Here is a 26,503-nt window from a genome sequence, read left to right as displayed (position 1 = left end):
ACCCAGGGAACCGAAAATGCAGACACTCTCTCAGGTGACAACGGGGTCTTGAACAGGATTTTTGGTGGCCGCGGCAACGATACAATCAGCGGTGGCGATCAGGCGGACCGCCTGGCGGCGGCGGCGGCAACGACAAACTCTACGGCAATGACGGGAGGGATGAATTCTGGGGTATGGCTGGTAACGATATGATTTATGGCGGTGCCGGAACGGATATGGTCTATTTCAACGGTGCCAGGGCAAGCTATTCGCTTGTCACGGCCGGGGGAGCGTCAAAGTCACTGACAATCAGCCGAGCGTAAACGGCAATGATGGGGTCGATACGTTGTCGAGTATCGAACAGCTGTTCTTCCGCAATGGGGAGCGTGTCGCGCTCGCCGCGCCGATCATCCTGGATCTGGATGGCGCCGGCGTAGAGCTGCAGACCGCGGAGCAGGCTGCGGCGCTGTTCGACACCGACGGCGATGGGGTTGCCGACGACACCAGTTGGATCGGTTCAACGGAGGGCTTCATGTTTCTCGATCGCGACGGTAACGGAACCGTCAGTGGTATCGGCGAGATGAGCTTCATCGACGATGTCGAGGGTGCGCTCTCCGACCTCGAAGGCCTGCGCGCATTTGACAGCAACCGCGATGGAATATTGTCTGCTGATGACATGCGCTTTGGTGATTTCCGAATCTGGCAAGACCGTAATGGTGACGGCACGGCGCAGGAAACGGAAATCACGACCCTCCCCGATGCCAAGATACTCGCGCTTGATCTCGCCGCAACAGCCACAGAGGCGCAATGGGAATTCGGCTCGACGGCTATTGTTAACCAGGGCCGCTATTTGCGCACTGACGGGAGTTCGATGGAATATGTCGACGCTGCATTGAGCTATTTCTCGGCTGCTTCAGAACCAAAGTTCCAGCCACGCGACGGGATTGCGCGTCGAATGCAGGAAGAAGGGGCGGAACCTGACGGCTTGGAGGCGGCTCTCAAATCACTTCGCGCTGGCGTTGACTACAATAATCTTATCACCGGCAGTCACATTCCTGGCTCTTGTGACACTGGACGTAATGATCTCGAATCCGGTCGAGTCCTCGCGCTGATGCGCCAGGACATGGCGGCATTCGGGAAAATAGAAGGAGATAGCGAGCTTTCATCACGTAAAGCGCAGGCAACGAGACCCGTCGAATTCTACGCTTGACCGTAAAGAAACGATAACTCCAGCATTGATCATGCGTTCTGCTCGACGTGCAGCTCGCCCGATCTCGGCGGACGGGCTGCCCGAAAGGCTGTTCTTATTGAAACAACCAGCCCAGCGCCTATCGAGACGACTCCTGTCAGCATGGCGATGGTCAAGCATTGACTGATCCGAAAAGAGCATTTCAGTGTGTTGAAAACTTGCCGACGTCCGCCCTTGCGTCGGGAACAAGTTGTATTCAACGGAGAGCGGTAGCTCCGCTCACGACCCCAAAGTGGGCATCACATTCACGGAATGTCTTGACGCTTGAAATTCATAAGTCTCCGTGCCGTCATGTCCCCGCAACCAGATCTAACAAAAAAACCGTAGCCAACGCTCCGGGGAGTTTTTGTTGTCACGTGGAATTTCGGACAATCATTTTACCGGGCAAGGTAACTGTTTCGGCTTCAATGGCTCCGGTGATCATTCCGATGATGGCCTCGACCATTTCGTGGCGCGGTTGTTCATATGTGGTGAGGCCGTATGCGGGTGAACCTCCGAGTTCATAATTGTCGAATCCGACGATGGCCATATCTTTAGGCACTCTCAGCCCGAAGTTTCCGCGAATTTCATCCATGGCGCCGAAAGCCAGGATATCGTTCTCACACATAAGGATATCGACGCGTTCGGAAGGTGCAGTATGCGAGAGATATTCGCGGACGGATGCTGCTCCCGCTGCGGCGCTGTATTTTTCGGCAGATAGCAGTTCGATCTCGCCAACGCCTTTTTCCGCCCAGAAATCCGTAAAGTACTGCCGGCGCCTTAGCGCTGTCGAAAGCGCCGTCGCGCCGCTCATGAAGCCGGGCTTTCGATATCCCCGTTCGTATAAATGGTTGACGATGTCTCTCAGCGCCAGCTCGGCGTCACATACGACGGCGGGTACGCCGTCGATCTGGCTATCGCGTGCCAGAACGAACATGGGCGGCATTCCGTGGCCAAGCTGGCGGTCCGTCAGCGTTTCATCGCGAAATGCGGTGCCAAAAAGAATGATGGCGTCAACCTGACGCTGGTCGGCATGCAGCAGGGCGTGAACGTGATCGAAGTGGTTATTGATGTTGATGAGCATGGCAACGAGGCCGGCGGCCTGCAGACGCTCCGTCAGTGTTTCAAGAAACGGCAGTTTCTGGGGATTGGCGAAGTCATCAACGAAGACGGCGACCTGATGGGTCAGATTGGTGGCAAGGCTCCGGGCAAGAAGGTTCGGCGAGTAATTCAGGGCGGCCGCCGATTCCAGCACGCGCCGTTTGCTCTCCTCGGTGATCGACGCACCGGGTGTGAAGGCCCGGATAACGGTCCATTTAGAGACGCCGGCTGCGGTCGCCACCTCCTTCGCCGTCGCTCTCCTGGTAGTTTCCCGCTTGCGCATAGTGCCTCCGACCAAAATAGAACGAACATTCCATTTCTGACTTCGATGAAATGAACGCTTGCTTTTAACCCATCCGCAGCTATGATGCACCTGCTTGCACCCGGTAGCAAGATGTTTGCACCCGGTAGCATGTGTATTTTATCGGTCTGAGGAGTGGGCCGGTACAAGGAGGAGGAACCACATGAAATCTATTCTCAGGAAACTCGCCCATGGCGTACTCGTCGCCGGAATAGCCGTGTCATGCTCTGCGGCGGCCAAGGCGCAGGATCAGTTGACCATCATCGCGGTCACCCACGGTCAGGCGTCCGATCCTTTCTGGTCTATTGTCAAAAATGGCATGATGCAGGCGGGCAAGGACAGTAATGTCCGGGTCGATTATCGCGCGCCCGAGACCTTCGACATGGTCGCGATGGGTCAACTCATCGATGCGGCCGCAAACCAGACCCCGGCGGGGATAGTGATTTCCAACCCGGACCCAGATGCCCTAGGTCCAGCGATTGAAAAAGCAGTTGCCGCGGGCATTCCGGTCATCTCGATGAATTCCGGCATCTCCGCCACGGAAAAGCTCGGCATCAGGCTGCACGTCGGTCAGGATGAACTGCCTGCCGGTGTCAAGGTTGGGGAGAAACTGAAGTCTCTCGGTTTGAAGCACGTTCTTTGCGTCAACCAGGAGGTGGGCAATGCGGCTCTGGACCAGCGCTGCGCCGGAACGGAAAAGGGTTTTGAAGGCGGCAAGGTAACGGTGTTGCCGACGACAGCCGACCCGGCAGAAATCGAGGCCAAGATTCAGGCGGCGCTTACCTCCGATCCCTCGGTGGATGTTGTTCTCGGTCTTTCTGCGCCGCTGGTCGGCGAACGCGCGGTTGCGGTTGTCGAAAAGCTGGGTGTCGGCGACAAGGTCAAGGTTGCATCCTACGATCTGTCGGCGGGTTTTCTGAAGGCTGTCGCGGACGGGAAGGCACTGTTTGCGGTTGATCAGCAACCCTTCCTGCAAGGTTATCTACCGGTGACATTTCTTGCGTTGAACGCGCGTTACGGCACCATTCCGGCGGGCAACGTCGCCTCCGGCCCAAGCTTCGTCGAGAAGGATACGGCGGCCGCAGTCATCGAAAAATCCTCCCAGGGCATCCGCTAGGCCGGATGGAAGTGTGGCTCCCGCCAAAGCGGGAGCCACCCCGAACGCAACCTTTGCCTCGATGCGCGACCTTTTCGGCCGAACGCCGTTGCGCGCAAAGATGACACCCAATCTGAGGAACGAACCCATGACGCTGGCCAACGAACAGAACGGGTCGTCGACCCGATCCGACGAGCGGCTAAAAAAGGTTTCGATGATGACCGCGCTCCTGCGGCGTCCGGAACTCGGCGCTGTCGCCGGGCTGGTGCTTGTCACCATTTTCTTTTTCTTCACCGCCAATCCCGCCATGTTCACGCTGGCCGGCGTGGTCAATTTCATGGCTCCGGCCGCCCAGCTCGGCATTCTTGCCATCGGCGCCGCTTTATTGATGATCGGCGGTGAATTTGATCTGTCGATCGGATCAATGGTCGCCTTTGCCGGTCTCGTGTTTGGCACGGCGCTGGTGGTTCTCAATCTTCCGCTCAGTGTGGCGATCCTGATTGCGCTCGGATTTGCCGTGGTCATCGGCGTCACGAATGCCCAGCTTACGATGCGAACGGGTCTTCCCTCGTTCATCGTCACGCTTGCATTCCTCTTCATTCTGCGTGGCCTCACGCTGGTTGGCCTCAAATGGGCAAGCGGCGGAGCGACACAACTTCGCGGCATGAAGGAAGCCGCCGCCGACAGCCCGCTTGCCCCGATTTTTTCCGGCGAGGCCTTTACCGGCCTGTTCTCCTGGCTCGGCAGCCGGGGCATCATCGAGACATTTCCAAATGGAACACCGAAGGTTCCCGGTATTCCGGTGGAGATCCTGTGGTTCGTCCTGATCGCCCTGCTCGCTACATGGGTGCTTTTACGGACGCGTTTCGGCAACTGGATATTTGCCGCCGGCGGTGACCCGCGTGCGGCGCGCAAGTCGGGCGTGCCAGTGGCGCGCGTGAAAACCACCCTGTTCATCATAACGGCGATGTGCGCCACACTCGTAGCGATCCTCACCGTGCTGGATGCCGGCTCCACGGATGCCCGCCGTGGGTTTCAGAAGGAATTCGAGGCCATCATCGCGGCCGTCATCGGCGGCTGCCTTCTGACAGGCGGTTACGGTTCGGCGATCGGCGCGTTCTTCGGCTCGATTGTCTTCGGCATGGTGTTGATCGGCCTCACCTACACGTCGATAGATCAGGATTGGTACCTCGTGTTCCTCGGCGGCATGCTGCTGACGGCCGTCATATTCAACAATGTGATCCGCAAACGCGTCACGGGAGAACGCTGATGAGCACATCTCAGACGCCAATCGTCGAGGTAAGGAACCTCGTCAAATATTTCGGCTCCATCATCGCGCTCAACGGCGTATCGCTGAGTGTCAATGCCGGCGAGGTTCTCTGCCTTCTCGGAGACAATGGCGCCGGCAAGTCCACTCTCATCAACACCCTGTCCGGCGTGTTCAAGCCGACATCGGGAGAATTCCTCGTCGAAGGCCAGCCACGCATATTCGACGGTCCGCGGAATGCGCTCGATGCCGGCATCGCGACCGTCTATCAGGATCTTGCGATGATCCCCCTGATGTCGGTGACGCGGAACTTTTTCATGGGCCGCGAACCTCTGAAGGGTTTCGGCCCCTTCAAGAGCATGGACATGGATTTTGCCGACAGGGTCACGCGTGAGGAGATGCGCAAGATCGGCATCGATGTGCGCGAGCCGGATCAGGCGGTGGGCACTTTGTCGGGCGGTGAACGGCAATGTGTCGCCATCGCGCGCGCTGTCTATTTCGGGGCGAAGGTGCTCATCCTCGATGAGCCGACGTCGGCGCTCGGCGTCGCGCAGACCTCGATGGTTCTCAAATATATCAACCAGGTCCGCAATAACGGGCTCGGCGTCATTTTCATCACGCATAATGTCCGCCACGCCTATGCCGTCGGCAACCGCTTCACGGCGCTGAATCGCGGTAAGACCCTCGGAACATATTCGAAGAGTGAAATTGGCATCGACGATCTGCAGAACCTGATGGCAGGCGGCAAGGAGTTGCAGTCCATCTCCGAGGAGCTGGGCGGAACCATCTGACTAGACATTCCCGAACGAATATCCGGTTCGGCGCGATCGCGCCGCGCCACGATCCCTCATACTCATCAGCAAGGTATTACCCATGAGCGCTTCTGCGACTTCCTTCCCACTGGCGGCCTGCGCCGAGATGTTGTGGCGTGACAAGCCGATCGAATGGCGCGCTTCCCGGCTCAAGGATCTGGGCTTCGGTGTCGGCCTGTGGAACTGGCCGGAACATGACATCAGCAGACTTGAAGCGACCGGCGCGACCTTCACCATCATGAATGGTTATCTCACCGGCCGGCTCACGGATGACGAAGGCGCGGCAGAGCTGCTCAGCACGGCCCGCCAGACCGCCCAGGTGGGCAAACGCCTTGGCGTTCAGCGACTGAACCTGCATGGTACGGGCCTTGGAGATCGCGGGCTGCCGGTGCAGCCTGTCGAGGTGGTCACGGGCGTCATGTGGCTCAAGGCGCGTGACACGCTTTGCCGTATCGTTGACCTCGCGGAAGAAGAGGATGTGGTTTTCACCCTGGAGAACCTCAACCTTCCCGTCGATCATCCCGGCGTACCGTTTGCGCGCGCGGAAGATGCGCTGGCGCTGGTTTCCAGCATCGACCACCCGCGTCTGCGCCTCAATCTCGATCTTTACCACGCCCAGATCGGTGAAGGAAACCTGATCGAACTCTGCCGCAGGGCCCTGCCGTGGATAGGAGAGATTCAGGTTGCCGACGTGCCCGGTCGCTGCGAGCCCGGTACGGGCGAAGTCAACTGGAACGGCATTGCCCGGGCGCTGAAAGCGATGGGCTATTCCGGGCCGGTCGGCATGGAGGCCTGGGCATCCGGCGATGCCGACGCAGCGCTCTCGGCTTTCCGCGCTGCATTCACAATCTGACACCATAAACCCACAGGACGATCCCCATGCCCAAGACAAAACCCGTCAATATCGGCCTCATCGGCGCCGGCCGCATCGGCTCTTTCCACGGTGAAACCGTCGCCCGGCGACTGGTGGATGCCGAACTCGTCGCCATTGCCGATCCCGCACCGGGTGCGGCAGCAGGTCTTGCGGAAAAACTCGGCGTCGACGCCGCCTATACCGACATTGCCGCATTGCTTGCACATCCCGGTCTCGACGCCGTCATCATCGCAACGCCGGCCCGTTTCCATACCAATGTTCTTGTTCAGGCTGCCGAGGCGGGAAAAGCGATTTTCTGCGAAAAGCCGATGGCGCTGACGCTGGAAGATGCCGATCGGGCGATTGCCGCGGCACGCTCGGCCGGCGTTCCCCTTCAGGTGGGCTTCAACCGCCGGTGGGATCAGGCCTTTGCGGAAGGCCGGGCCGCGATCGATGTCGGCAAGGTCGGTGCGCCGCAGCTCATCCGCTCGCTGACGCGTGATCCCGGCCCATTCGCCGCAGACCCCGGCCGTATTCCGCTCTGGACGATTTTCTACGAGACCCTCATCCACGATTTCGACACGCTGTTATGGCTGAACCCCGGCGCCAGACCGGTCGAAGTCTTCGCCATGGCGGATGCGCTCGTTCGCCCTGACGCGAAAGGTGAAGGCTTTCTGGATACGGCGGTGGTCAATATCCGTTTCGACAACGGCTCCATAGCCGTTGCAGAGGCCAATTTTTCAGCGCTCTACGGCTATGACATTCGCGGCGAGGTTTTTGGATCGGCCGGCATGGTGACGATGGGCGATGTCCGTCGTTCAAGCATGACGCTGTTCGATGGGCGCGGTGTCTCGAATGAGACCTGGCGTCGCGATACCGATCACTTTGTCCATGGCTACACGGCGCAACTTGCCTCTTTCATGACCGCCGTCCGTCAGGGGGAGATGAGTGAAGGGCCGACGGGCCAGGATGCACGCAACGCACTGGCGGTCGCCCTTGCCGCTATTCAATCGGTATCCCGGAAGCAACCGGTCGCCCTGAATTGAACCCTAAGGCGCGGTGGCTTGCCGGCGTGCCTTCAGATCGACAAGGAGCAGGCTCCATGCGTACGCGGCAGACCTTTAAAACGCCGACCAGCATTCAGGACATGAAGGGTCTGATCGTAACGGGGAGCCTGCGATTGTCGGAGCAGCAGGACCATGTCGCGCGAACCATTCTGGCTCGTCCGCATATCGTCGCCTTTGGTACGATCGGTTCCCTCGCCAGCGAATGCGCCGTGTCTCCATCCACCGTCGTCCGTGTCGCCAACTCGCTGGGCTTTGATAGGTTCAGCCAATTCAGGCGGGTTTTTCGCACGCACGTACTGTCGGAAGGGAAGGGGGCGTAACATAATGGATTTTCTATAGGTTTTACCCCGTGAAAGTGAAAGTCGCAGGTTCTGCAAGGTGGAGAAGAAAATGAATCTCGCCAAGATTTTGCCGGCAGGGGTCCGCCTCGCCATCAGCCCGCTTTCCTGGTCGAATGCCGTTTTGCCGTCTCCGGTCCTCGGACGACCCGTTCAAGAGGTTGCGATTCAACCTGGATGGCCAGCGGCCCCACGCTTTCCGGGCCAGGCTGTCAGCGCGACGTCGACCAAAGCCTTTAACCTAGCCCTGCACGCGCCATCGCAAGCCTGCGCGGACATGCCCTGAATGACGGCGCCGTAAAAGCGGGCGAGCGTATCCGTGTCGGTTTGCGTGGGTAGTTCGCCCTCGCTGACGGCGCGGTCGAACCGCGTCTTTAGAATCTGTATTGCCGCCTCGCGCAATTGTGCCGTTGTGCGGGCGACAGAGGCGTTTGCTTCCGAATGCTGGAGAACGGCCGTGGAAACGATGCATCCTCGCGGCTTGTCGGGCTGGGTATGTCCTTCAGCAATATCGTAAAGGTAAGAGGCGAGCGCCTCGTAAGCGGGTATTTGCGCCTGCAGCACTTCGGCGCGGCGTTCGCTTTGCTGCGCAATGCTATGATCAAGCGCCAGCCGGAATAATTCTTCCTTCGAACCGAAGGTCGCGTAGAGGGACGGCGGGGTGATGCCCATCGCATGGGTGAGGTCCGCTATCGAGGTTCCCTCATAGCCGTGCTCCCAGAACAGCCGGGCTGCGACGTCGAGCCCGGCATTCCGATCAAGCAGGCGCGGTCTACCGCGTTGTTTTCGCGTCATTTCAGACATTTTTATATCGATCACTATAAAAACATTGACAGATCATGGCCGGATTTTATTATAACGATCGCTAGTTAAATCGCAACGGAGTGATCCATGTCTCAGAAACTATCGAACAAAGTCGCCCTCATAACGGGCAGTTCACGCGGCATCGGCCGTGCCGCGGCCCTGGCGTTCGCGAAAGAGGGTGCAGGTCTTATCGGCGTTCATTATGGTGCGAACCCCGATGCGGCAAAGGCAACGATCCGCGAGATCGAGGCTCTCGGTTCGAAGGCGGTCGCTCTCAATGCCGATCTGCGGTCTGGGAAAGCGGCGACAGACAGCTTGTGGGAGCAGTTCAGGGAAGCCACGGTCGCTTTCACCGGCTCGCCATCGCTTGATATTCTCGTCAATAATGCGGGCATTGCCCCGGCGACATCGTTGAAAGAAACAACGGAAGCCGCGTTCGACGAGTTGATGACGATCAACTTCAAGGCGCCATTCTTTCTCATTCAGGCCGTTGCCGATCATCTCCGCGACAATGGCCGCATCATCAACGTCTCGACCGGCTTCACGCGCATCGCGGCGCCGACGCATCCCGCCTATGCGGCGTCCAAGGGGGCGCTTGAGACATTGACGCTGGCGCTTGCCCCGGAATTCGGCCGGCGCGGAATTACGGTCAATTCGGTGCTGCCGGGTGTCACTGAAACCGACATGAACGCCGGATGGCTGGCAGCGCCGGAGGCCCGCGCAGGCGCCGAAGCCCTGTCAGTCTTCTCGCGTGTCGGACGCGCCGACGATATTGCGGACGTCATCACATTCCTTGCCTCGAACGACGCCCGCTGGACGACCGGACAGATGATTGATGCGACGGGCGGTGCGCGGATTTGATCCAGGCATAGCAGATGTCCCTGGACGACTGGCGTCGGGCGGTTTCGCCTGACGCCCGAATGGGACAACTGCGTTCCTTCTCCCGGGCGAACTTTTTATCGGCGCGCGTGCCTTGCGATGTTGGCGTCGTGGCCCACCCGACAGAGGCGCGAGCCGGCGCTTTCTTCGTCTCGTGGGCGCGCAACGCCGCCTGACATATCGGGAGGCGGTTTACGTTATCAATGTGTCGCCGGCTACCTATCGTGCAGGCTCCAGTGCCTTTTCCAGCGCGGGATCCCGACCGCGCTTATAATCGTCGAAGCTGAGACCAACAGAGATGTCGGGTGAAAGAGAGATATTGCGGGGCCCAAATGCGACGGTCGCCCAGTAGCAGGTTCGGACATCGCTGCAGCCTTGCTCGTAGTCTTCGAATTCGGAGCTGTAGCGGACGCTTATCCCTGAGTTTGGCAGTGTTATTTTATCGCCTTCCGCCCAGAACCTGCCGCCATCCCCCATTTTTTCGCCGATCAGAGATACCCACTCGCCTCCGCTTCCCTTTATCAAGGCTGCGGTGACGATGCCTGCGGAGAACGTCGCGCGTCCCACAAGGACAGAAATCCGCCCCTGATCAGGGAGAAGGCGGGGCAGTGCCTGTGCGAAGAGAATGCTGTTGAAGAAATCGCCGCCGTTGTTGAAACGGAGATCGACGACGATGTGCCTCGGCTGGAAAGGCAGGATGTCTTTGTGAATGATGCCGCCGAATTTTTCGACGAGCGGCTTATCGTCGACACTCCGCGCCGTATCGTTTCGAATGTAGAGCGTGGTTTTTCCGTCATCGAGAAAAGACGCGGTTACATCGCTCCGTTTGCTGTATAAGCGAGGACTTTCTTTTAGCTGGTCGAGCACATGCGGCCAGCGTCCCGGCGTCCTTTCCGCATCCGGAACGAGAACCGAATAGCCCCTGTTCAGCCCGGTGCTGCGCTCATCGCCCGGGTCTTTCGTTACAACAGGCAAATACACCGTCTCCAGCGTTCCGGACCCTAGATTCAGCGTCAGCGGTGTTTTCGCGGTGTCGTCAATGGCGCCTATATGCCGGAGCACCCTCGGCGTCACCAGATAACCGGGACTGAGAAAGTGGATTCTCTGATCTGTGCCCGCAAGATAGGGCTTGAGCCGGTTTTCCGTTTCCGCTGCCGTGAGCGAGCCGATCTTTTCTATGCGCGCACCGAGCAGATGCGCATAATCCGGATGGGCCTTTACAACATAGAGGCCGTCGGCAAACCACCACAGGCGAATGGGCAGGTCGCCGCCCAGAAAAGCACCGATATTGGCGTTCGTATGGCCGTTTCGGGCAATCGCGACAGACCGCATGATCTCCATTGCGAAAGCTTCCGGGCTCAAGCGATCAACCTCGCTTTCGATAAAGTTGACGTGGCGCTCGAATGCCTGCCGTTGATCCGGGCTGAAGCTTTTATCGAGGGGCGCCCATTGCTGTTTAAGCGCCGACAGATCCTCCCGCATCTGCCGGGCCGTCATCGAGTTCTCGTTTGCATATCCCGTAAGCGGCAGGATTGCGAGAAAGCCAAGGACAAGCGTGCGACGTGAGGCTGTTCTCATGGGAACAACCCCTCACGCGCGTGGATGATGACGTCAGCCCGCATTGCTCAAATCCATGTAAGCGGGTTCAAATTCGTGGCCATCGGGATCGGCGAAGGTGCGGAGATACATGAAACCCAGATCCTGCGGTTCACGGACATCCGCCTGCCCACCTGCTTTTGCCGCGGCGCCAACCATGGCGTCGACCTCTTCGCGGCTGTCGCGCGAAAGGGCGATCAGCATGCCGTTCGTTGTACGGGCATCGGCGATCGGTTTGGCGGTGAAGGTCTTGTAGTAGTCGTGCCGCAGAAGCTGGAAGGTGATGGTCTCCGACCACACCATCGAGCTTGCGTCTTCGTTGGAAAACTCTTCATTCTTCACGCAGCCGATCGCCTTATAGAAGGCGGTCGAAACGGTCAGGTCTTTCACCGGCAGGTTCAGGAAAATCATTTTGGCCATTGTCTTTCTCCTCATGGTGGAACGGGGTTACAGGAAGGTCTGCTGAAAGGTCTCGCTCGGATGGATGCAGATGATCTCCAGCCGGTCAGTGCCGATATTTTCGAAGCGGTGGGGGATATTGGCAGGCCCGACGACGATGTCGCCGGACGAACCGCGCGCCCGCTGATCGCCGATTGTGAACTCGGCCTCGCCTTTGCGCACCACCCAGGTTTCGGCATAGGGGTGAACATGCAGATCAGGGCCGCGACCCGGGTCGGCATTGACGACAAAGATGGATACGGCGCTTCCGTATTCGCATCCTTCATAACGCACCGTCCGGCTCTGGCCGGGGTTCGGTTCCTGATGACGACGGATGGAAAACATCTGGTCTCCTCCCTGAGACAAAACTATCTTCTCGAGAAGATATATGTGCAATTTATCTTCCTGTCAAGATATCTATCTTCTCGCAAAGATATATTCACGGAGCAGGCAAAGCCGTATATGGTTTTCGAAGTGGTGAAGGGGTGATGAGATGAAGCAGGCGATGCCGGACACGACGACGGATCGGATGGTGGAAGCTGACAGGGAAGATCATGTCGACCGTCTCCGTGGCCAGTGGGCGCGGGAACTGCCTGATATCGATACGGAGCCGATGGCTGTCTTCGGGCGCGCCAAACGGCTCAGCAACCTTCTGGCGCCGTCAATCGAAGAGACGTTTGCCGGCTTCGGTCTCGACCGCGGCGAGTTCGATGTTATAGCCACATTGCGCCGGTCTGGACCGCCCTACCAGCTGACGCCGACGGAAATGTACACGACGCTGATGCTCTCCTCGGGCGGCCTGACGCACCGGCTTGATCGATTGGAAAAGGCCGGCCTCATCGAGCGCAGAAAATCGACGCTCGATGGGCGCAGTGTCGTTGTGTGCCTCATGCCGGCGGGCATCGAGCTGGCGGAAAAGGCGTTTCGCAAGGATATGAAAAGCGAACTGAGTTTCCTGCAGGGGCTCACTCCGGAGGAGCGCGATAATCTCGCGGCGCTGCTGAAAAAGCTGGTGCTGGATATCGAGGCCCGTGCGTAGGCTCCGGTGCAGGTTTTTTCATTCGAGCGAACCTACAAGTCCGAGCTGTTTACCGGGCATCTGCGGCTCGCGACCTGCCGGCCGTAGCAGCATTTTCCTCAAGCGATCACTGTGTTTTCCAGGTCTCGAGCAGCATCCTCACAAATTTTTCAGCAGCTGGGGAAAGAGCGCTGCTTCGCCTTTGCACGATGCCGATCGTACGGGAGACCACCGGGTTGACGATCGGTCGGGTGATAAGGAATGGGTGATCGTCCTGCGGCGTTGCCAATCGCGGCAGGACGGAAATCCCAAGTCCGGCTTCTACGAGACCGAGCGACGTGTTGAGATGCGTCACCTCATAAAACCAGTTCAATTTTAGATTGTGTCGCGCAAGCGCGCTGTCGAGAAGCGTCCTGTTGCCGCTTGAACGGTCCACGACAACCAGCGGATGGGCCTCCAGCTGGTCCCACTCGATTGTCTCGAAAGCTGCCAGAGGATGGTCTTTCCTCATTGCCAGCACGAAGGGGTCATCGATGAGCGGCTCGAATGAGAGCTCGGGATCGGAATTGCCCATCAGATTGATGCCGAATTCCACCTCGCCCCTGGCGACCGCCTGCAGACCCTCATTGGCTGTCAAATCCCTGATCCGCAGCCTTATATGGGGATATTGCTGGCTGAAGGTCTTGATGACGGTGGGAAGGAAGTAAAAGGCGGCGGTGGGAACGCAGGCCATGGTGATAAGCCCGCGCCGTTGCGCACCGTCCTTCATGGCAAAAAGCGATCCGTCAAATTCCTCGAGCATGCGCCGAACGAGCGGCATGACTTCCTGTCCCATGGCGGTGGGGGCAACGTGGCGCGTCGTTCTTTCCAGAAGTGGCGCGCCAATCGCCTGCTCCAGTTTCTGGATACGGCGGGTGAGCGCCGGTTGCGAGATATGCAGTGCCTCGGCGGCCCTGTGGAAACTGGCTAGTTCAACCACCGCTTGAAACGCCCGCAAATCCAGAATTTCACAATTGATGCTCATATCGCAATAAAGCTCCAAAACATTGCATTTAACAGATTAGACTCTTTTGCTCATATTGCAACAACGCGGCGCATTGATCCGCCAAATGCAATATTGAGGCAACCCATGAACGATCTGCTGAAGATACCCTGTGTGCTGATGCGCGGTGGAACGTCGCGTGGACCGTTCTTTCTCGCATCCGATCTTCCCCGTGATCGAGCAGACCGGGACGCGGCCCTTCTTTCCATCATGGGGTCTGGCCATCCGCTTCAGATCGACGGCATTGGCGGGGGCAATCCGGTCACGTCCAAAGTTGCGATTATCGGCCCTTCCACCGTCAGGGGCGCCGACATCGATTATCTGTTCGCGCAGGTTCGGACCGACAGGCAGTATGTCGACTATTCGCCAAACTGCGGAAACATGCTGGCCGCCGTCGGCCCCTTTGCCATCGAAGCGGGGCTTGTCGAAGCCCAGGGCAACGATACTCTTGTGCGAATCCATAACGTGAATACCGGCAAGCTGATCGAGGCGAAGGTTCCGACACGCGGCCGCGAGGTTATTTATCTCGGCGACGCCTCGATCGACGGTGTTCCGGGTCTGGCGGCGCCCATCGCATTGACATTCATGGATGCGGCGGGTGCGAAGACCGGTAAGCTGCTGCCCACCGGAAAGCCGGCCGATCTGATCGATGGCGTCGACATAACGGCCATAGACTGCGCCATTCCGATGGTTCTCATCCGCGCAGCCGATCTCGGCGTGACGGGCTACGAGGATCCGCAAACCCTGAGCGCTCACAAGGATCTCATCGCACGGATGACCCGCATCCGCATCGAGGCCGGAAAGTTGATGGGAATGGGTGATGTGAAAGACATGGTCATTCCGAAACCGGTGCTCGTTGCACCGGCCCGCAGAGGCGGCACTCTTTCGGTGCGGTATTTCATGCCCAACGAGTGTCATCCTGCACTGGCGACGACCGGTGCCGTTGGTATCGCAACCGCGGCTGTCACCAAAGGCTCCATCGCTTATGATGCGGCTGGAGGCCTTTCGGTGCCGACCCAGATCCGCATCGAACATCCCGCCGGCTGCCTCGACGTGCAGCTGGAGATGCGAAACGGCGCAATAACGGCCGGCCTCGTAAGAACGGCGCGCAGGCTTTTCGAAGGCTTCGCCTTCGCCAAACCAATCGCTGCGATTGAAGACGCAGCCTAGACGCGGCCATAGTGGCGCAAAATATAGTCAAACCGGGAGGAGACCCTTATGCGTAAATATCTGCTTGCAACCGCGGCGCTCTGTGCGCTGGCGGCATCTGCCAATGCCGAATCCGTCAGGATGAGCGTTGGCTCGTACAACCTCAACAACCTGCCTTTCCCCGTGGCGGCGAGCCTCGGCTTCTACAAGGAGGAGGGCCTTGATGTAACGACCGAGAACTTTGCCCAGGGCGGATCGAAGGTTCTGCAGGCGCTTGTTGCCGGTTCCACGGACGTTGCCGTGGGCTTCTACGATCATACGATCCAGATGCAGTCGCAGAACAAGCACGTGGTCGGCTTCGTGCAGCTTGCCCGTAACTCGGGCCTGGTTCTCGCCGGCAAGAACGACACGGATTTCAATCCGGCCAAGCCCGAGACGATCAAGGGCAAGAAGGTCGGCATCACGTCGCCCGGCTCCTCTTCGGACTTCTTCATTCGCTACTACATGAAGCAGCATAATCTCAGCGACAATGACATCTCCATCATCGGCGTCGGTTCGGGCGCTGCGGCCGTTGCCGCCCTGCAGCAGGGCAAGATCGATCTGCTCGTCAATTACGACCCTGCCGCAACCATCGTCGTGGAGCGCGGGCTGGGCAAGATCCTCATCGATGCCCGCAGCGATCAGGGTGCAAGGGATGTCTATGGCGGCATCTATCCCACCTCGGTCCTTTACGCCACGCAGGACTATATCGATGCCAATCCCGAAGTGATCCAGAAGGTCACCAATGCGACGGTTCGGGCGCTGCACTGGATGAAGCAGCATTCTGCGGAAGAAATCGTCGCAAAGCTTCCCGATGATTTCGTGTCCGGCGACAAGCAGACCTACATCAAGGCCGTTGAAGCAGCCAAGGCGATCTTCTCCGAAGACGGCAAGTTTGAGCCTGCCGATCTCGAAACGCCGCTGGCCGTTCTGAAAAGCTTCAATGATGCGGTCGCCAAGGCGACGATCGATCTCAACACCACCTACACCAACAAGTTCGTCGAGGCTGCGGCCTCGAAGGCCGCAAACTGAGAGGCCGCCATGTCTTCGCCAGCCAGAAAGCTAGAACCCGTGACGGAACTCAAGCCCCAGCCGATGGTGGCAATCGACGACGTGACCATGGCGTTCGGTTCGTTCGTTGCCGTGCAAAACGTAAATCTCAAGGTCGGCGATGGCGAGTTTCTCTCCATCGTCGGGCCGACCGGATGCGGAAAGTCCACCATTCTCAACGCGATTGCGGGCCTGTTGAAGCCAGCGCAGGGCAGGGTTTCCATCGACGGTTCGCTCGTCAAGGGCGTACAGAACAATATCGGATATCTGTTCCAGCAGGACGCGCTTCTTCCCTGGAAGACAGCGTTTCAGAATGTCGAGCTTGGTTTGATGTTCCGCGGCGTTCCCGAAAATGAGCGGCGCGCCAAGGTTCAGGCCTGGCTTGAAAAGGTTGGCCTGAAGGGCTTCGGAGACCGCTTTCCGCACCAGCTCTCCGGCGGACAGCGCAAACGCGTGCAGATGGCGCAGGCGCTCATCACCGAGCCGAAGGTTATCCTGATGGACGAACCCTTCTCTGCACTGGATATCCACACCCGCCACCTCATGCAGAACGAGTTGCTGCGCCTGTGGCAGGAGGACCGCCGTGCGGTGGTCATGATCACCCATGATCTGGAAGAGGCGATTGCGCTCGGAGACCGCGTCGTCGTTCTCGCTGCCGGCCCGAAGAGCCGCGTCATCGAGAGCTTCCCTGTCGATCTCGAGCGGCCCCGCAACGTCGCGGAAATCAAACTCGATCCAAAATTCATGACGCTCTATCGCGATATATGGGCGTCCCTGCGTGGCGAAGTGGAGAAAAGCTATGCAAGCCGTTAATGTTCGTATCATCCAGATCGCTCTTCTGGTCGTGCTTTTGGGCGGGTGGCAGCTCGGTGTCACCTCGGGCGCCATTGACCGCTTCTTCTTTCCGGCACCCTATGACATCGTCAAACAGGTGATTGACTGGGTTGCCGATGCCGGTTTTTACAAGCATGTCGGCATCACGCTGAGCGAAACGGTGCTGGGCTATCTCATCGGTACAGGTCTCGGCGTCGGCGCCGGCGTCTGGCTGGGCCTCAGCCCCTTCGTCGCGCGGGTGCTCGATCCGTTCATCAAGGCCGTGAACGCCATTCCGCGTGTCGTTCTGGCCCCGATCTTCGTGCTCTGGCTCGGTCTTGGCCTGTGGTCGAAGGTTGCGCTTGCGGTTACGCTCGTCTTCTTCGTCACTTTCTTCAACGCCATGCAGGGCGTGCGCGAAGTGAACCCGGTCGTGCTTTCCAATACCCGCATTCTGGGCGCCAAGCGCTCGGACCTGCTGCGTCACGTCTATTTCCCGGCTGCGGCGAGCTGGATTCTGTCGTCGCTGCGCACGTCCGTCGGATTTGCAGTGGTCGGCGCAATCATCGGCGAATATCTGGGAGCTTCCGCCGGTCTCGGCTACCTGATCGCCCGCTCGGAAGGCAACTTCGATGCGGTCGGTGTTTTCGCAGGCATCATCATTCTGGCGGTCTTCGTTCTTGTTATTGACCTCATTCTGGATTTTGCGGAGAAGAGGTTGATTACCTGGCGACCCAATGCAGGCGAGGAGCGCCCCGCGTAAGCGGACTGAAACAAGACTATTTCCGTCGGGGCGGTCCGTGATCGCCCCTTTTTAACTGGCTGAGCCTTGCAAGCGAAATGGCGACGTGCAAATCCTTCCATTCGTTGGACAAATTGCACATGCTGGACATCTACTACGCCGAGTTAGACACGAAGTTGATGCCTGCGGACGCCTGTGGCCTCGAGCTCGCCGGTTCCATCGATCTTGATGCGCACCGTTTGCTTGCGGCTTTATTCGATAAGGGCCGGCAGGCGGGCGCCCACCTCAGCTACTTCGAAGATACGCTGCTTGAACCGGTGCAGGTCGGGATATTGCTGAATATCCTCCTGACAAACGAATATATTCTTGAAGGTAACGAACACGCGCTGGCCGCGTTCAATTCGATGCGTGATCTCCTGGAGCGAGCTGCAAAGCGAGGCGTGGGGCTTTTGGCTTTTGCTGATTGAGTGCCGGGTCGGTGTTATGTTCCTGGCGGTGAGATTTGTAAAAGTGCCGGGAAAAGTCTCCTCAGATATCTCGACACAAGGGGCTTTTTGATGCTCCAAGGAAGGACGTATCCGCTGAGGAGCCATTCATGAAAACAGTCACAATTTCGTCTCCCCTGCCACTGGATGGCCCGCAATGGGTGAGATTCCGTCAGCGGGATGAGTTGCGGAAGGCGATGCTTGAACGGCGCTTCGACGAGGTGGAGCGTATACTCGCGGCGCTTGAGGCGGCATGGTGGCAGTCCGACGATCTGGCGGACGATCGCTATATCCATCTTTCGACGGACACGGGCCTGTTCGACAGCGCCAGCGTCGACGCGGCCCTCAGACTGGAACTGCTCGATGGCTGGAGGCAGGCATACCCGGCTTCGTACCATGCAAGGCAGGTCGCCGGTCACTATTATTTCCGCCGGGCCTGCGACATCCGAACGGCGAGTTGGGCATCGGATGTTGGGGAAGACCAGTGGGCCGCCGCCCACATGGCCTGCATAATTGCGGCAGAGCATTTGCTGAAGGCGATGGCCCTTTCCGCGCGGCCTGCTCTTGCCGCGGAAACGATGATGGAGATGAGCCAGTATCTCGGGCAGCCGGATTTCGTCGATGCGCTGTTTCTGGGTACGCCCGATGAAAAGACGGTAGCGCGCGATGAGTTGGAACCGGAGCTTTACGAAGCCGCAAGCGCCCGCCTTGCCAGACATGGATTGACGCCGCCTGGTATCATAACGGCGACGCTTCCTCCCTCGCTTCCGCCCCTGCAGCAGGGGGACGCCGAAAATCCCGGCTATTACTGGCTGCGCTACTGCCTTTCGCTTCGGCCCCGGTGGCCGGAAATCCTGGTTTCTTACGCGCAATATTTGAGCCCGCGATGGGGTGGCGATGATGGCGAGGTCGAAAAATTCGCCAAAGGCCCCTTATGTTCCGCACTGAGTGAACAGGAGCGCAATTCCGTGCGCTGGCCCGGGGTGCAGGATGCATTGACCATTCCCGATTATCCCGAACCCGGCGATACCCGCGAAATTGCTGCCCGGGAGAGGATTTTCAAGAATTGGCTGGCGCGGGATCTCACGGATCGCCTGCGTTTCGTTTCCCTCGGAAAATACGCCAATTTCACCCATTATTCTCTCCAGGACGAAAAACTGGCGCACCAGCGCCATGTCGAATCCATCCGTTACTGCAAGGCGCCGGGAACCTATCCGGCCATTGACGGCCCGTTCCGGGACTTCACCAATCTGATGCTGATCCAGCATTTCGAGGATCACGACGGCGCCTATGCAAATGTGTTGCAGACGGCCGTCCGCCGTTTTGATGAGCCGACCATGCTGACCATGGCGGCATTCGCCTGGCAGTTCGGCATGTGGGGAATAGAGGCGAACCCGGCCATCGCCACGCAGCTGGTCGACCGGGTCGCGCAACTCGAACCGCTCTACGAGCCCGATGAGTTCACGCCAATGCATGCCTGCCGGATGATCTGGGATGGAGGATTCCAGCAGGAGTCGGCCTGGTTGACCCGCGCATTCGCTGAACGGCGCGTTTATTCGGCCGCGGCAAGCATGTATGACATCGCAACGGGATTCCGGCCCGATACAGACCCGCAACTGCTCGACGGCGACGAAGCGGGCCGCTGGCTTCAGCAGGCGGTCGAGGAGGGTGAGCCGGTCGCACTTTATAACTATGCCTGGCGGCTGGAAAATGTCGACAATCTCGATCTGTCGCTCCGGGAAAATTTCGAACGGGTTCAGGAATATTACCGTGGCGCGATGGAAGGCGGCGTGGATATGTCCCTCATCCGACTGGCGAGCGTTGATCGCCGGCACGGCACTGCGGAGGAAAAACAGCAGGCCGTCGCCAATATGAAATCCCTCATCGACTATCATGACGACCACATTGCCGGAGAGGCTTATGGCCAGGTCGTTCTCGCCTATAAATACGGCGATGGCGTTCCCAAAAGCGAGTTTATCGCCATGCAATGGTTCGACCGTTACAAGGAACTCTTCCCCGATCATTCGTCACTGGAGTGGATGGAAACGCAAGTTTATGGATCGAGCGGATTGCAGATGGCCGGGCGGGCGTTGAAGGCCTTCTTCCTCGGCAAGAAACTTTCAAGCGACCATCTTCCGCCGAAATAAGCGACGGCATGGCAAGCCCCCTCCAGTCACCGCGCGAAGGCAGATGGCGAGCCCTGGCCTGGCTTGCCTTTGGCGACATATTCTTGTTGGCCTGCGGCCTTGCGCTGATCCTGTCGCCTCTTTTGCTTGTGTTGCTGGTGTCTTCGTGGCTTCTGCTGGTGCTTCTTGCCTTGCCGGCGCTGTCATGGGTCTTTTACGGGCTGATGGTCCTGCGAGCCTATGCGGCAGTACCGCCCCCACCGGTTTCGGATGGAATATTGCTGCAGGCCGACAAGGTTCCCGTCCTTGCCGAAGAGCTTGAACGGCTGCGCCTTGCCTGCGATGCGCCAGCCTTTACGGCCGTCTATATCAATGCCGAGCTTAACGCGTCCATCTATCAGACAGGCTCCCGTGGCGGCCAGCCGAGGCATGTTCTGGTTCTCGGTCTGCCGCTTCTCGCCCTGTTGACGCAACGGCAGGCCGCGACCGTCGTCGCGCATGAATACACCCATATTTCCCGGTTGCACGGTCATTTTGCGCGCTGGGCCCATGTGGCTCGCCAGCGCTGGGCGGCGCTTGGTAAATTGCATGAGCGCAATCATCGGCTGGTCACCGCGCCGCTCAGATTGTTTCTTGCCTGGTATGTACCGCGCATGATGCGCGAGACGCTGGAGTTTTCCCGTCGCTGCGAGGCGGTTGCCGATGCGCGTGCGATCACGGTCTGCGGCGCCGACATCGCATTTGAGACGGAAATCGCTCTCACATTGCGGCAAAGAGCCCTGTCCAGCCAATTCTGGCCGGATATGTTTGCTGGGGCAGACAAAGATGACATCGCCAAGGCGCGACCCTTTGCCCTGATGTTGGCGGAGCCGGAGAACAGCCGCCCGCGAGATGGCGCGCAGGCGGCCGTCTGGCTGCATGAAGACCTCTGCCAGAAACCGGATAGTCATAGCACCCATCCCGTTTTGTCGGAGCGCATTGCCGCAACGGGGTTTGATCCGGCAGGCCCGCTTCCCGATCATCTGCCCTGGCGTCTCGAAGAGACTTCCGCCGCCGCCGAATGGTTGGGGGAGGAAGCCCCCGGCATCGCGGCACGGCTTGATGCAGACTGGCGCGACAATGCCGCACGAGGCTGGCAGGACGCAAAAGACTGGCATAGCCGTCAGCGCAGCGACTTCTCAAGGCTCCTGCAGCGTCGCGAACAACAGATGTTCGACGAGCAGGACTGGCTGCAACTGGCGCTGCTTTCAGAGAAATTCGATCCGTCAGGCATGCTGCGCGCCGAGGCGATTGCGGAAGGATTGCGGTATTCGCCTGAAGAGACGACGCTTCTACAGCTACGGGCAGAGGATATGGAGAAAGCCGGAGACATACACGGAGCGATGTCCTTGTGGCACCGTATCGGCCGGAACCCCTCTTTCTCCAGGTATCGGCTCCATCGCCACCTCTGCGAACTCTGCCTGCGGGTGGGAGACAGGCCGGCGGCGGAGCAGCATCGGCAGATCGCCGACCGCCTGTGGACGAGCGAAGATGCCGTCCGATCCGCCTCCAACGATGCCGGTCTCCATCCTCACGGGTTGGAAGCATCCGAACTCACCTTGCTGCAAGGCACGCTTCATCCGCTGTTTCAGCATGCGCACGCCATCTGGCTCTGCCGCGACACGCCGCCCGGTGCGCCGGACCCGACACGATGGTTCCTTTATGTGCAGGCCTATGACGGCTGGTTCATGCGCCTCGTCGGCAAACTGACCGGCGAGGAAGACAGGAACGCTTCCGCCTGCAAGCGGCTGTTTGAGCGTTTGCAGGCGCGGCTGCATCTTCATCTGCAGCTTCGCTTTATCGGGCCGAACGATCCAGTCCCGGCCCATTGCAGGCACGATAGCCTGATTGCCCGAGCGGGCACGGCCGCTGTCGCGTAGCTTACAGGCTTGAAAACGATGCTCGAACCGGCCAGCGGCGCGGCGAATTGTCAGCACTTGCCTATCCCGGGTAACACTTCATTTAGTGATTTTGTGAAATCTAAAATACGCAGGTTCCAAGGTTTCATCGGCGGAGCCGGTAGAACAAGCGGACCCATGACGACCTGCCCGGCGGCGGCTCGAAAAAGGCATCCGCTTGTCGCCCTATGAGGAGGGGCAACAGCTACCCGCGATGTTTCATTATATATTCCCCGGCCTCCCGAGAGGGCGGCTGGAGGAGTGCTTGCCTTGAGGCCATTCATGTCTTTCCTGAACAATACCAAGATAAAAACGAAGGTCGTTTTTGTCATCTCTCTGATGAGCCTGATGTCGCTTTCCGGAATAAGCTACGTCAGCCTTCAATATAAAGGCACCGACAGCGTCTATAGCGATTTCATCGGCCATGAGGCCCTTGCTGCGGTTCTGAACGCCAGAACCAGCGGGAACCTCAATGCACTCGGCATGCAGATGCTTCGCGCCAGCCTTAACGAGCCGGCCAGCGCTGATTTCGAAGCTGCCGTCAAAACCTTCAGAGCCGACCGTAAGCAGCTCGAGGAACGCCAGAACAAGATCATGGAGCTGGTGCCGGCGCGCACGGATGCCGCCCGCGATATCCTCAAGGGTGTTGTCGAAGTCGAGGAAATCGGCAATCAGGTCATCGCCCTCATGCAGGCAGGGCAACGCGCCGAAGCGCAGCAGATGGCGCTCAACGTGCTTCGGAAAATTGCCGAAGTCTCGCCAAAGATCAGCGCCGGCAATGAACAGCTCATCCAGGTGATGAATGAGGGGAGAGAACGCCTTACAGCCAGCACCAATACGACGATCTGGACGGGTCTGATTACGCTCGCGCTCGTTTCGCTGGCCGTGATCGCACTTGGCCTGCTCATTTCCTCCCGGGGCATCACCACCCCGATTGCGCGGCTTCGTGCGCGCATGGAATCGCTCGCGGCCGGTGATACGGCCAGCGAAATTTCCGGAATGGATCGCAGGGATGAAGTCGGCCAGATGGCTGCTGCGGTTCAGGCGTTTCGCGAAAGCGCAATCGAACGCCTCCGGCTTGAGAATGAAACGGAGGCCAACCGTTCGACTTCCGAAAAGGACCGGATCGAGCGCGAGAAGCAGAAGGCCAGGGAAGCTGCCGACGTACAGTTTGCCGTCGACAATCTTGCCACGGCCCTTTCGAAGATCGCCCAGGGCGACGTTACTTACCGGATCGTTCAGCCGTTCGTTTCCGGTCTTGACGGTATCCGCGGCGATTTCAACCGGGCTGCGGAACAGTTGCAGTCGACCTTGAGCCAGGTGGCGCAGAACGCGCGCGGCATCGACGCCGGCGCCAACGAGATAAGGTCTGCGGCGGACGATCTGGCGAGACGCACGGAGCAGCAGGCTGCCGCCGTTGAGGAGACTGCGGCTGCGCTGGAAGAGATCACCACGACAGTGAAGGACGCCACGAAGCGGGCGCAGGAAGCGGGTCACCTCGTCGGCCGTGCAAAAGTCGGCGCTGAAAAATCCGGAGAGGTGGTGCAGCAGGCCGTCGCTGCAATGGAGCAGATCGCGACATCCGCCAATGAGATTTCCAACATCATCGGCGTAATCGACGAGATCGCGTTCCAGACCAACCTTCTGGCGCTGAATGCGGGCGTGGAAGCTGCCCGTGCGGGTGAGGCGGGCAAGGGCTTTGCCGTTGTCGCGCAGGAGGTTCGCGAACTGGCGCAGCGCTCTGCCGGTGCGGCCAAGGAGATCAAGAACCTGATCACGACATCCAACGGTCAGGTTCAGCAGGGCGTGCAGCTGGTTGGTGAAACCGGCAAGGCGCTGGAACTGATCGTGACGGAGGTGCAGGAAATCAACCGGCACGTTGCCGCCATTGCGGAATCGGCACAGGAGCAGTCCTCCGGTCTTCAGCAGATCAACACGGCCGTGAACCAGATGGATCAGGACACCCAGAAGAACGCCGCCATGGTGGAGGAAAGCACCGCCGCCAGCCACGGGCTTGCGCGCGAGGCGTCTTCGCTCAACGGGCTGATCGCGCAGTTCAAACTGTCCGAAGGCGGTTATGGCGAGGCCTCCGCGCCCGTGCGCACGGCATCGGTTGCCGACAGGCCTGCAGCGTCTCCCGCGCGTGCGCTTGGCGGCAGGATAAGGGCGGCGTTTTCAGGTAATGCCGCGTTGAATACCGCCCCCGACAACTGGGAGGAGTTTTGATCCTTGCCCTGCCTTTACGGCACGCTCGGTTGAGGCGCTGAAAGCATCGCTCTAAATATCGACACCGGGGATCGGAGATCCCCGGTGTCCTGCTTTTGGGCGGTATATGCCCGTTGAGGGCATGAGCGGCTTTCCGCTTCGGCACTTGCAGCGACCGCCTTACCCCGTGTGAAACAGTCGGCGCTTTGGCCCAAATACGCGAAAGCATTTCTCAAAATATACGGCTTTTGGAATGAGCGTCTTTGATAACCTATTAAAAACATAGAAAATACACACAAAAGAAGGGCGAATGGATATGAAGATCCTTGGCATTTCCGGTAGTGTGAAGCGGCCATCCCGCACGGCGCATGTCGTTGAACGAATTGTTGCGGCGATCGGGCGGACGGCGAAGGTTGAAACCGACCTCATCGATCTTGCCGATGCCGCGCCGGTTCTATTTCGGGCATTGCGCGCAGACCAGCTCGACGAGGCCGGGCGTAGGATCATCGATGCCGTCGAGGCTGCCGATGTGCTCGTCGTCGGTTCGCCGGTCTATCGCGCGTCCTATACGGGCGCGCTCAAGCATTTATTCGATCTTGTCGATTTCCGTGCCCTGCAGGGTCGACGCGTGATCCTTGCCGCGACCGGCGGCTCGCCGTTGCATGGCCTGATGCTGGAACACCAGTTCCGTCCGCTGTTTGGCTTCTTCGGCGCTCTTACCGTGCCGACCACGGTTTATGCCGTCGAGGCGGATCTTACCGGATACACGCTTTCAAACCCGGCCGTCGAAGCGCGCATTGAGCGCGCCGTCACCGATCTGTTCGAGCTTTTACCCGCCAAAGCACTTGGCGGCGGCGATCACCATCCGACGCTTTCCGTCGTTTCACGCGAAGCGGCTGCTAACTGAGATTGCAAGAGAGGAATTTATCATGACCGCACGCACCGCCGAGCCCGTTAAATTCGCCTATTGGGTTCCGAATGTTTCCGGTGGCCTCGTCATCTCCAACATTGAACAACGCACCAGCTGGACCATCGACTATAACCGCAAGCTCGCGCAGATCGCGGAAGCGAGCGGCTTCGATTATGCGCTGAGCCAGATTCGATTCACGGCCGGTTACGGCGCCGAGTTCCAGCATGAATCCGTGTCTTTCAGCCATTCCCTGCTGGAGTCGACAAAGACGCTGAAGGTCATCGCCGCCATTCTGCCAGGGCCGTGGAACCCGGCGCTCGCTGCAAAACAGATCGCCACGATTAACCACCTCACCAATGGCCGCGTTGCGGTCAACATTGTCAGCGGCTGGTTTCGCGGCGAGTTCCATGCCATCGGCGAACCGTGGCTCGACCACGACGAGCGCTATCGCCGCTCGGAGGAGTTCATCCGTGCATTGCGCGGCATCTGGACGGAAGACAGCTTCACCTTCCGCGGCGATTTCTATCGCTTCAACAATTATTCCCTGAAGCCGAAACCGGTCGATCCGCAGCCCGAAATTTTTCAGGGCGGTTCTTCGCGCGCAGCCCGCGATATGGCGGCCCGCGTTTCCGACTGGTACTTCACCAACGGTAACACCCCGGAAGAGATCGCAAGGCAGGTCGATGACATTCGTGCCAAGGCCGTTGAGAACAATCATTCGGTCAAGGTCGGCGTAAATGCTTTCGCCATCGTGCGCGAGACGGAGGAAGAGGCAAAGGCCGTGCTTGCCGAAATCATCGAGAAGGCCAATCCGGAAGCGGTCAACGCTTTTGGCCATGAAGTGAAGAATGCCGGCCAGGCCTCCCCGGAAGGAGAGGGCAACTGGGCGAAATCCAGCTTCGAGGATCTCGTTCAGTACAATGACGGTTTTCGCTCAAACCTCATCGGCACCCCTCAACAGGTGGCGGAGCGCATCGTGCGCCTGAAGCGCGCCGGCGCCGATCTTATCCTGCTCGGTTTCCTGCATTTCCAGGAGGAGGTCGAGTATTTCGGCAAGCACGTCATTCCGCTGGTGCGCGCACTCGAAGAGGCCGAGGAAAGCGCGGCGATTGCAGCCGAATAACGCAGGCAGAACAGGTGGAGCGGCCGTCGCCGCTCATCCGCCGAAAGTGCCGCAGCCGAACCGGACGGGACGCAGGCTTTCGAACTTGCGCGGCCTGACACGCAT

At 59.1% G+C, this 26,503-nt stretch carries 26 protein-coding genes and 1 pseudogene; 20 read left to right on the top strand and 7 right to left on the bottom strand.

The annotated features are described in order from the left end of the window. Positions 1-30 precede the first annotated feature (30 nt). Complete coding sequence (locus O3W47_RS25355) at positions 31-165, bottom strand: hypothetical protein (protein ID WP_442864614.1); 135 nt, start codon at positions 163-165, stop codon at positions 31-33. Here O3W47_RS25355 and O3W47_RS04695 point away from each other — a divergent pair. Together O3W47_RS04695 and O3W47_RS04690 are read left to right on the top strand one after the other, a co-directional pair. Then, positions 165-302 (top strand): annotated as a pseudogene (locus O3W47_RS04695) (hypothetical protein); the annotation flags it as partial. The gene O3W47_RS25355 and the pseudogene O3W47_RS04695 sit on opposite strands and share 1 nt — an antisense overlap. A gap of 23 nt (positions 303-325) precedes the next feature. Then, a complete protein-coding gene (locus O3W47_RS04690; protein WP_269313111.1) occupies positions 326-1,189 on the top strand; it encodes a hypothetical protein in 864 nt (287 codons plus the stop codon). Positions 1,190-1,580: 391 nt separating this feature from the next. Here O3W47_RS04690 and O3W47_RS04685 read toward each other — a convergent pair whose 3' ends face one another. Next, the gene (locus O3W47_RS04685) at positions 1,581-2,591 is read right to left on the bottom strand and encodes a LacI family DNA-binding transcriptional regulator (protein WP_269313711.1); all 1,011 of its coding nucleotides are present in this window, start codon (positions 2,589-2,591) and stop codon (positions 1,581-1,583) included. 181 nt (positions 2,592-2,772) lie between these two features. On the opposite strand from O3W47_RS04685, the gene O3W47_RS04680 reads away from it, so the two are divergent. The 6 genes from O3W47_RS04680 to O3W47_RS04655 all read left to right on the top strand — a co-directional run bounded on the left by O3W47_RS04680 (position 2,773) and on the right by O3W47_RS04655 (position 8,024). Further along, a complete protein-coding gene (locus O3W47_RS04680; RefSeq protein WP_174022630.1) occupies positions 2,773-3,726 on the top strand; it encodes a sugar ABC transporter substrate-binding protein in 954 nt (317 codons plus the stop codon). Positions 3,727-3,853: 127 nt separating this feature from the next. Then, positions 3,854-4,975 (top strand): ABC transporter permease, encoded by a 1,122-nt coding sequence (locus O3W47_RS04675; RefSeq protein ID WP_137453489.1) that lies wholly within the window; start codon positions 3,854-3,856, stop codon positions 4,973-4,975. Further along, positions 4,975-5,763: an ATP-binding cassette domain-containing protein gene (locus O3W47_RS04670; RefSeq protein WP_003523955.1), complete on the top strand. Its 789-nt coding sequence runs from the start codon at positions 4,975-4,977 to the stop codon at positions 5,761-5,763. The genes O3W47_RS04675 and O3W47_RS04670 overlap by 1 nt, the downstream gene beginning before the upstream one ends. 82 nt (positions 5,764-5,845) lie before the next feature. Continuing rightward, positions 5,846-6,637, top strand: a complete 792-nt coding sequence (locus O3W47_RS04665; RefSeq protein ID WP_269313110.1) for a TIM barrel protein — start codon at positions 5,846-5,848, stop codon at positions 6,635-6,637. Between the two features lie 26 nt (positions 6,638-6,663). After that, the gene (locus O3W47_RS04660; protein ID WP_269313109.1) at positions 6,664-7,683 is read left to right on the top strand and encodes a Gfo/Idh/MocA family oxidoreductase; all 1,020 of its coding nucleotides are present in this window, start codon (positions 6,664-6,666) and stop codon (positions 7,681-7,683) included. 56 nt (positions 7,684-7,739) lie between these two features. Continuing rightward, a complete protein-coding gene (locus O3W47_RS04655; RefSeq protein WP_269313108.1) occupies positions 7,740-8,024 on the top strand; it encodes a MurR/RpiR family transcriptional regulator in 285 nt (94 codons plus the stop codon). Between the two features lie 186 nt (positions 8,025-8,210). Here the strand turns inward: O3W47_RS04655 and O3W47_RS04650 are convergent, their stop codons facing one another. After that, on the bottom strand, positions 8,211-8,846 hold the full coding sequence (locus O3W47_RS04650; RefSeq protein ID WP_269313107.1) for a TetR/AcrR family transcriptional regulator: 636 nt from the start codon (positions 8,844-8,846) through the stop codon (positions 8,211-8,213). 87 nt (positions 8,847-8,933) lie between these two features. On the opposite strand from O3W47_RS04650, the gene O3W47_RS04645 reads away from it, so the two are divergent. Further along, entirely contained in the window at positions 8,934-9,707 is a 774-nt protein-coding gene (locus tag O3W47_RS04645) for an SDR family NAD(P)-dependent oxidoreductase (protein ID WP_137453485.1), read from the top strand. 237 nt (positions 9,708-9,944) lie between these two features. Here the strand turns inward: O3W47_RS04645 and O3W47_RS04640 are convergent, their stop codons facing one another. From O3W47_RS04640 to O3W47_RS04630, 3 genes are read right to left on the bottom strand one after another with little or no spacing between them, the layout of a single operon-like run. Beyond that, positions 9,945-11,303, bottom strand: coding sequence for a peptidase S41 (locus O3W47_RS04640; RefSeq protein ID WP_269313106.1), 1,359 nt, complete (start codon positions 11,301-11,303; stop codon positions 9,945-9,947). Between the two features lie 33 nt (positions 11,304-11,336). Beyond that, positions 11,337-11,741 (bottom strand): VOC family protein, encoded by a 405-nt coding sequence (locus tag O3W47_RS04635; protein WP_269313105.1) that lies wholly within the window; start codon positions 11,739-11,741, stop codon positions 11,337-11,339. A gap of 27 nt (positions 11,742-11,768) precedes the next feature. Next, complete coding sequence (locus O3W47_RS04630) at positions 11,769-12,104, bottom strand: cupin domain-containing protein (protein WP_080819752.1); 336 nt, start codon at positions 12,102-12,104, stop codon at positions 11,769-11,771. Positions 12,105-12,252: 148 nt separating this feature from the next. Between O3W47_RS04630 and O3W47_RS04625 the strand changes: the two genes are divergently transcribed. Then, a complete protein-coding gene (locus O3W47_RS04625; RefSeq protein ID WP_269313104.1) occupies positions 12,253-12,798 on the top strand; it encodes a MarR family winged helix-turn-helix transcriptional regulator in 546 nt (181 codons plus the stop codon). Between the two features lie 106 nt (positions 12,799-12,904). Here O3W47_RS04625 and O3W47_RS04620 read toward each other — a convergent pair whose 3' ends face one another. Further along, positions 12,905-13,801, bottom strand: coding sequence for a LysR family transcriptional regulator (locus O3W47_RS04620; protein ID WP_111793759.1), 897 nt, complete (start codon positions 13,799-13,801; stop codon positions 12,905-12,907). 105 nt (positions 13,802-13,906) lie between these two features. On the opposite strand from O3W47_RS04620, the gene O3W47_RS04615 reads away from it, so the two are divergent. The 10 genes from O3W47_RS04615 to sfnG all read left to right on the top strand — a co-directional run bounded on the left by O3W47_RS04615 (position 13,907) and on the right by sfnG (position 26,398). Next, positions 13,907-14,989, top strand: coding sequence for a 4-oxalomesaconate tautomerase (locus tag O3W47_RS04615; protein ID WP_269313103.1), 1,083 nt, complete (start codon positions 13,907-13,909; stop codon positions 14,987-14,989). A 48-nt stretch (positions 14,990-15,037) separates the two neighbouring features. Continuing rightward, a complete protein-coding gene (locus O3W47_RS04610; protein ID WP_269313102.1) occupies positions 15,038-16,039 on the top strand; it encodes an ABC transporter substrate-binding protein in 1,002 nt (333 codons plus the stop codon). 9 nt (positions 16,040-16,048) lie between these two features. Beyond that, positions 16,049-16,870 carry an ABC transporter ATP-binding protein gene (locus O3W47_RS04605; protein ID WP_127758107.1) on the top strand — a complete coding sequence of 274 codons (822 nt, stop codon included), beginning with the start codon at positions 16,049-16,051 and terminating at the stop codon, positions 16,868-16,870. After that, positions 16,857-17,633, top strand: coding sequence for an ABC transporter permease (locus O3W47_RS04600; RefSeq protein WP_003523941.1), 777 nt, complete (start codon positions 16,857-16,859; stop codon positions 17,631-17,633). The genes O3W47_RS04605 and O3W47_RS04600 overlap by 14 nt, the downstream gene beginning before the upstream one ends. 119 nt (positions 17,634-17,752) lie before the next feature. Further along, positions 17,753-18,079, top strand: a complete 327-nt coding sequence (locus O3W47_RS04595; protein ID WP_127758109.1) for a hypothetical protein — start codon at positions 17,753-17,755, stop codon at positions 18,077-18,079. Between the two features lie 128 nt (positions 18,080-18,207). Further along, entirely contained in the window at positions 18,208-20,244 is a 2,037-nt protein-coding gene (locus O3W47_RS04590; protein ID WP_269313101.1) for a DUF4034 domain-containing protein, read from the top strand. Between the two features lie 8 nt (positions 20,245-20,252). Beyond that, on the top strand, positions 20,253-22,142 hold the full coding sequence (locus O3W47_RS04585) for a M48 family metalloprotease (RefSeq protein ID WP_269313100.1): 1,890 nt from the start codon (positions 20,253-20,255) through the stop codon (positions 22,140-22,142). A 300-nt stretch (positions 22,143-22,442) separates the two neighbouring features. Then, on the top strand, positions 22,443-24,386 hold the full coding sequence (locus tag O3W47_RS04580; RefSeq protein ID WP_080819762.1) for a methyl-accepting chemotaxis protein: 1,944 nt from the start codon (positions 22,443-22,445) through the stop codon (positions 24,384-24,386). 295 nt (positions 24,387-24,681) lie between these two features. After that, positions 24,682-25,272: an FMN reductase gene (gene msuE / locus O3W47_RS04575; RefSeq protein WP_269313710.1), complete on the top strand. Its 591-nt coding sequence runs from the start codon at positions 24,682-24,684 to the stop codon at positions 25,270-25,272. A gap of 22 nt (positions 25,273-25,294) precedes the next feature. Beyond that, a complete protein-coding gene (gene sfnG, locus O3W47_RS04570; protein ID WP_269313099.1) occupies positions 25,295-26,398 on the top strand; it encodes a dimethylsulfone monooxygenase SfnG in 1,104 nt (367 codons plus the stop codon). Positions 26,399-26,503 lie beyond the last annotated feature (105 nt).

Origin of the sequence: Agrobacterium sp. LMR679, from assembly GCF_027157905.1 — a bacterium.
Taxonomy (GTDB): domain Bacteria; phylum Pseudomonadota; class Alphaproteobacteria; order Rhizobiales; family Rhizobiaceae; genus Agrobacterium; species Agrobacterium leguminum.
The sequence above is the reverse complement of the archived record's forward strand: the minus strand, read 5'-3'. Positions and strand labels throughout refer to the sequence as shown.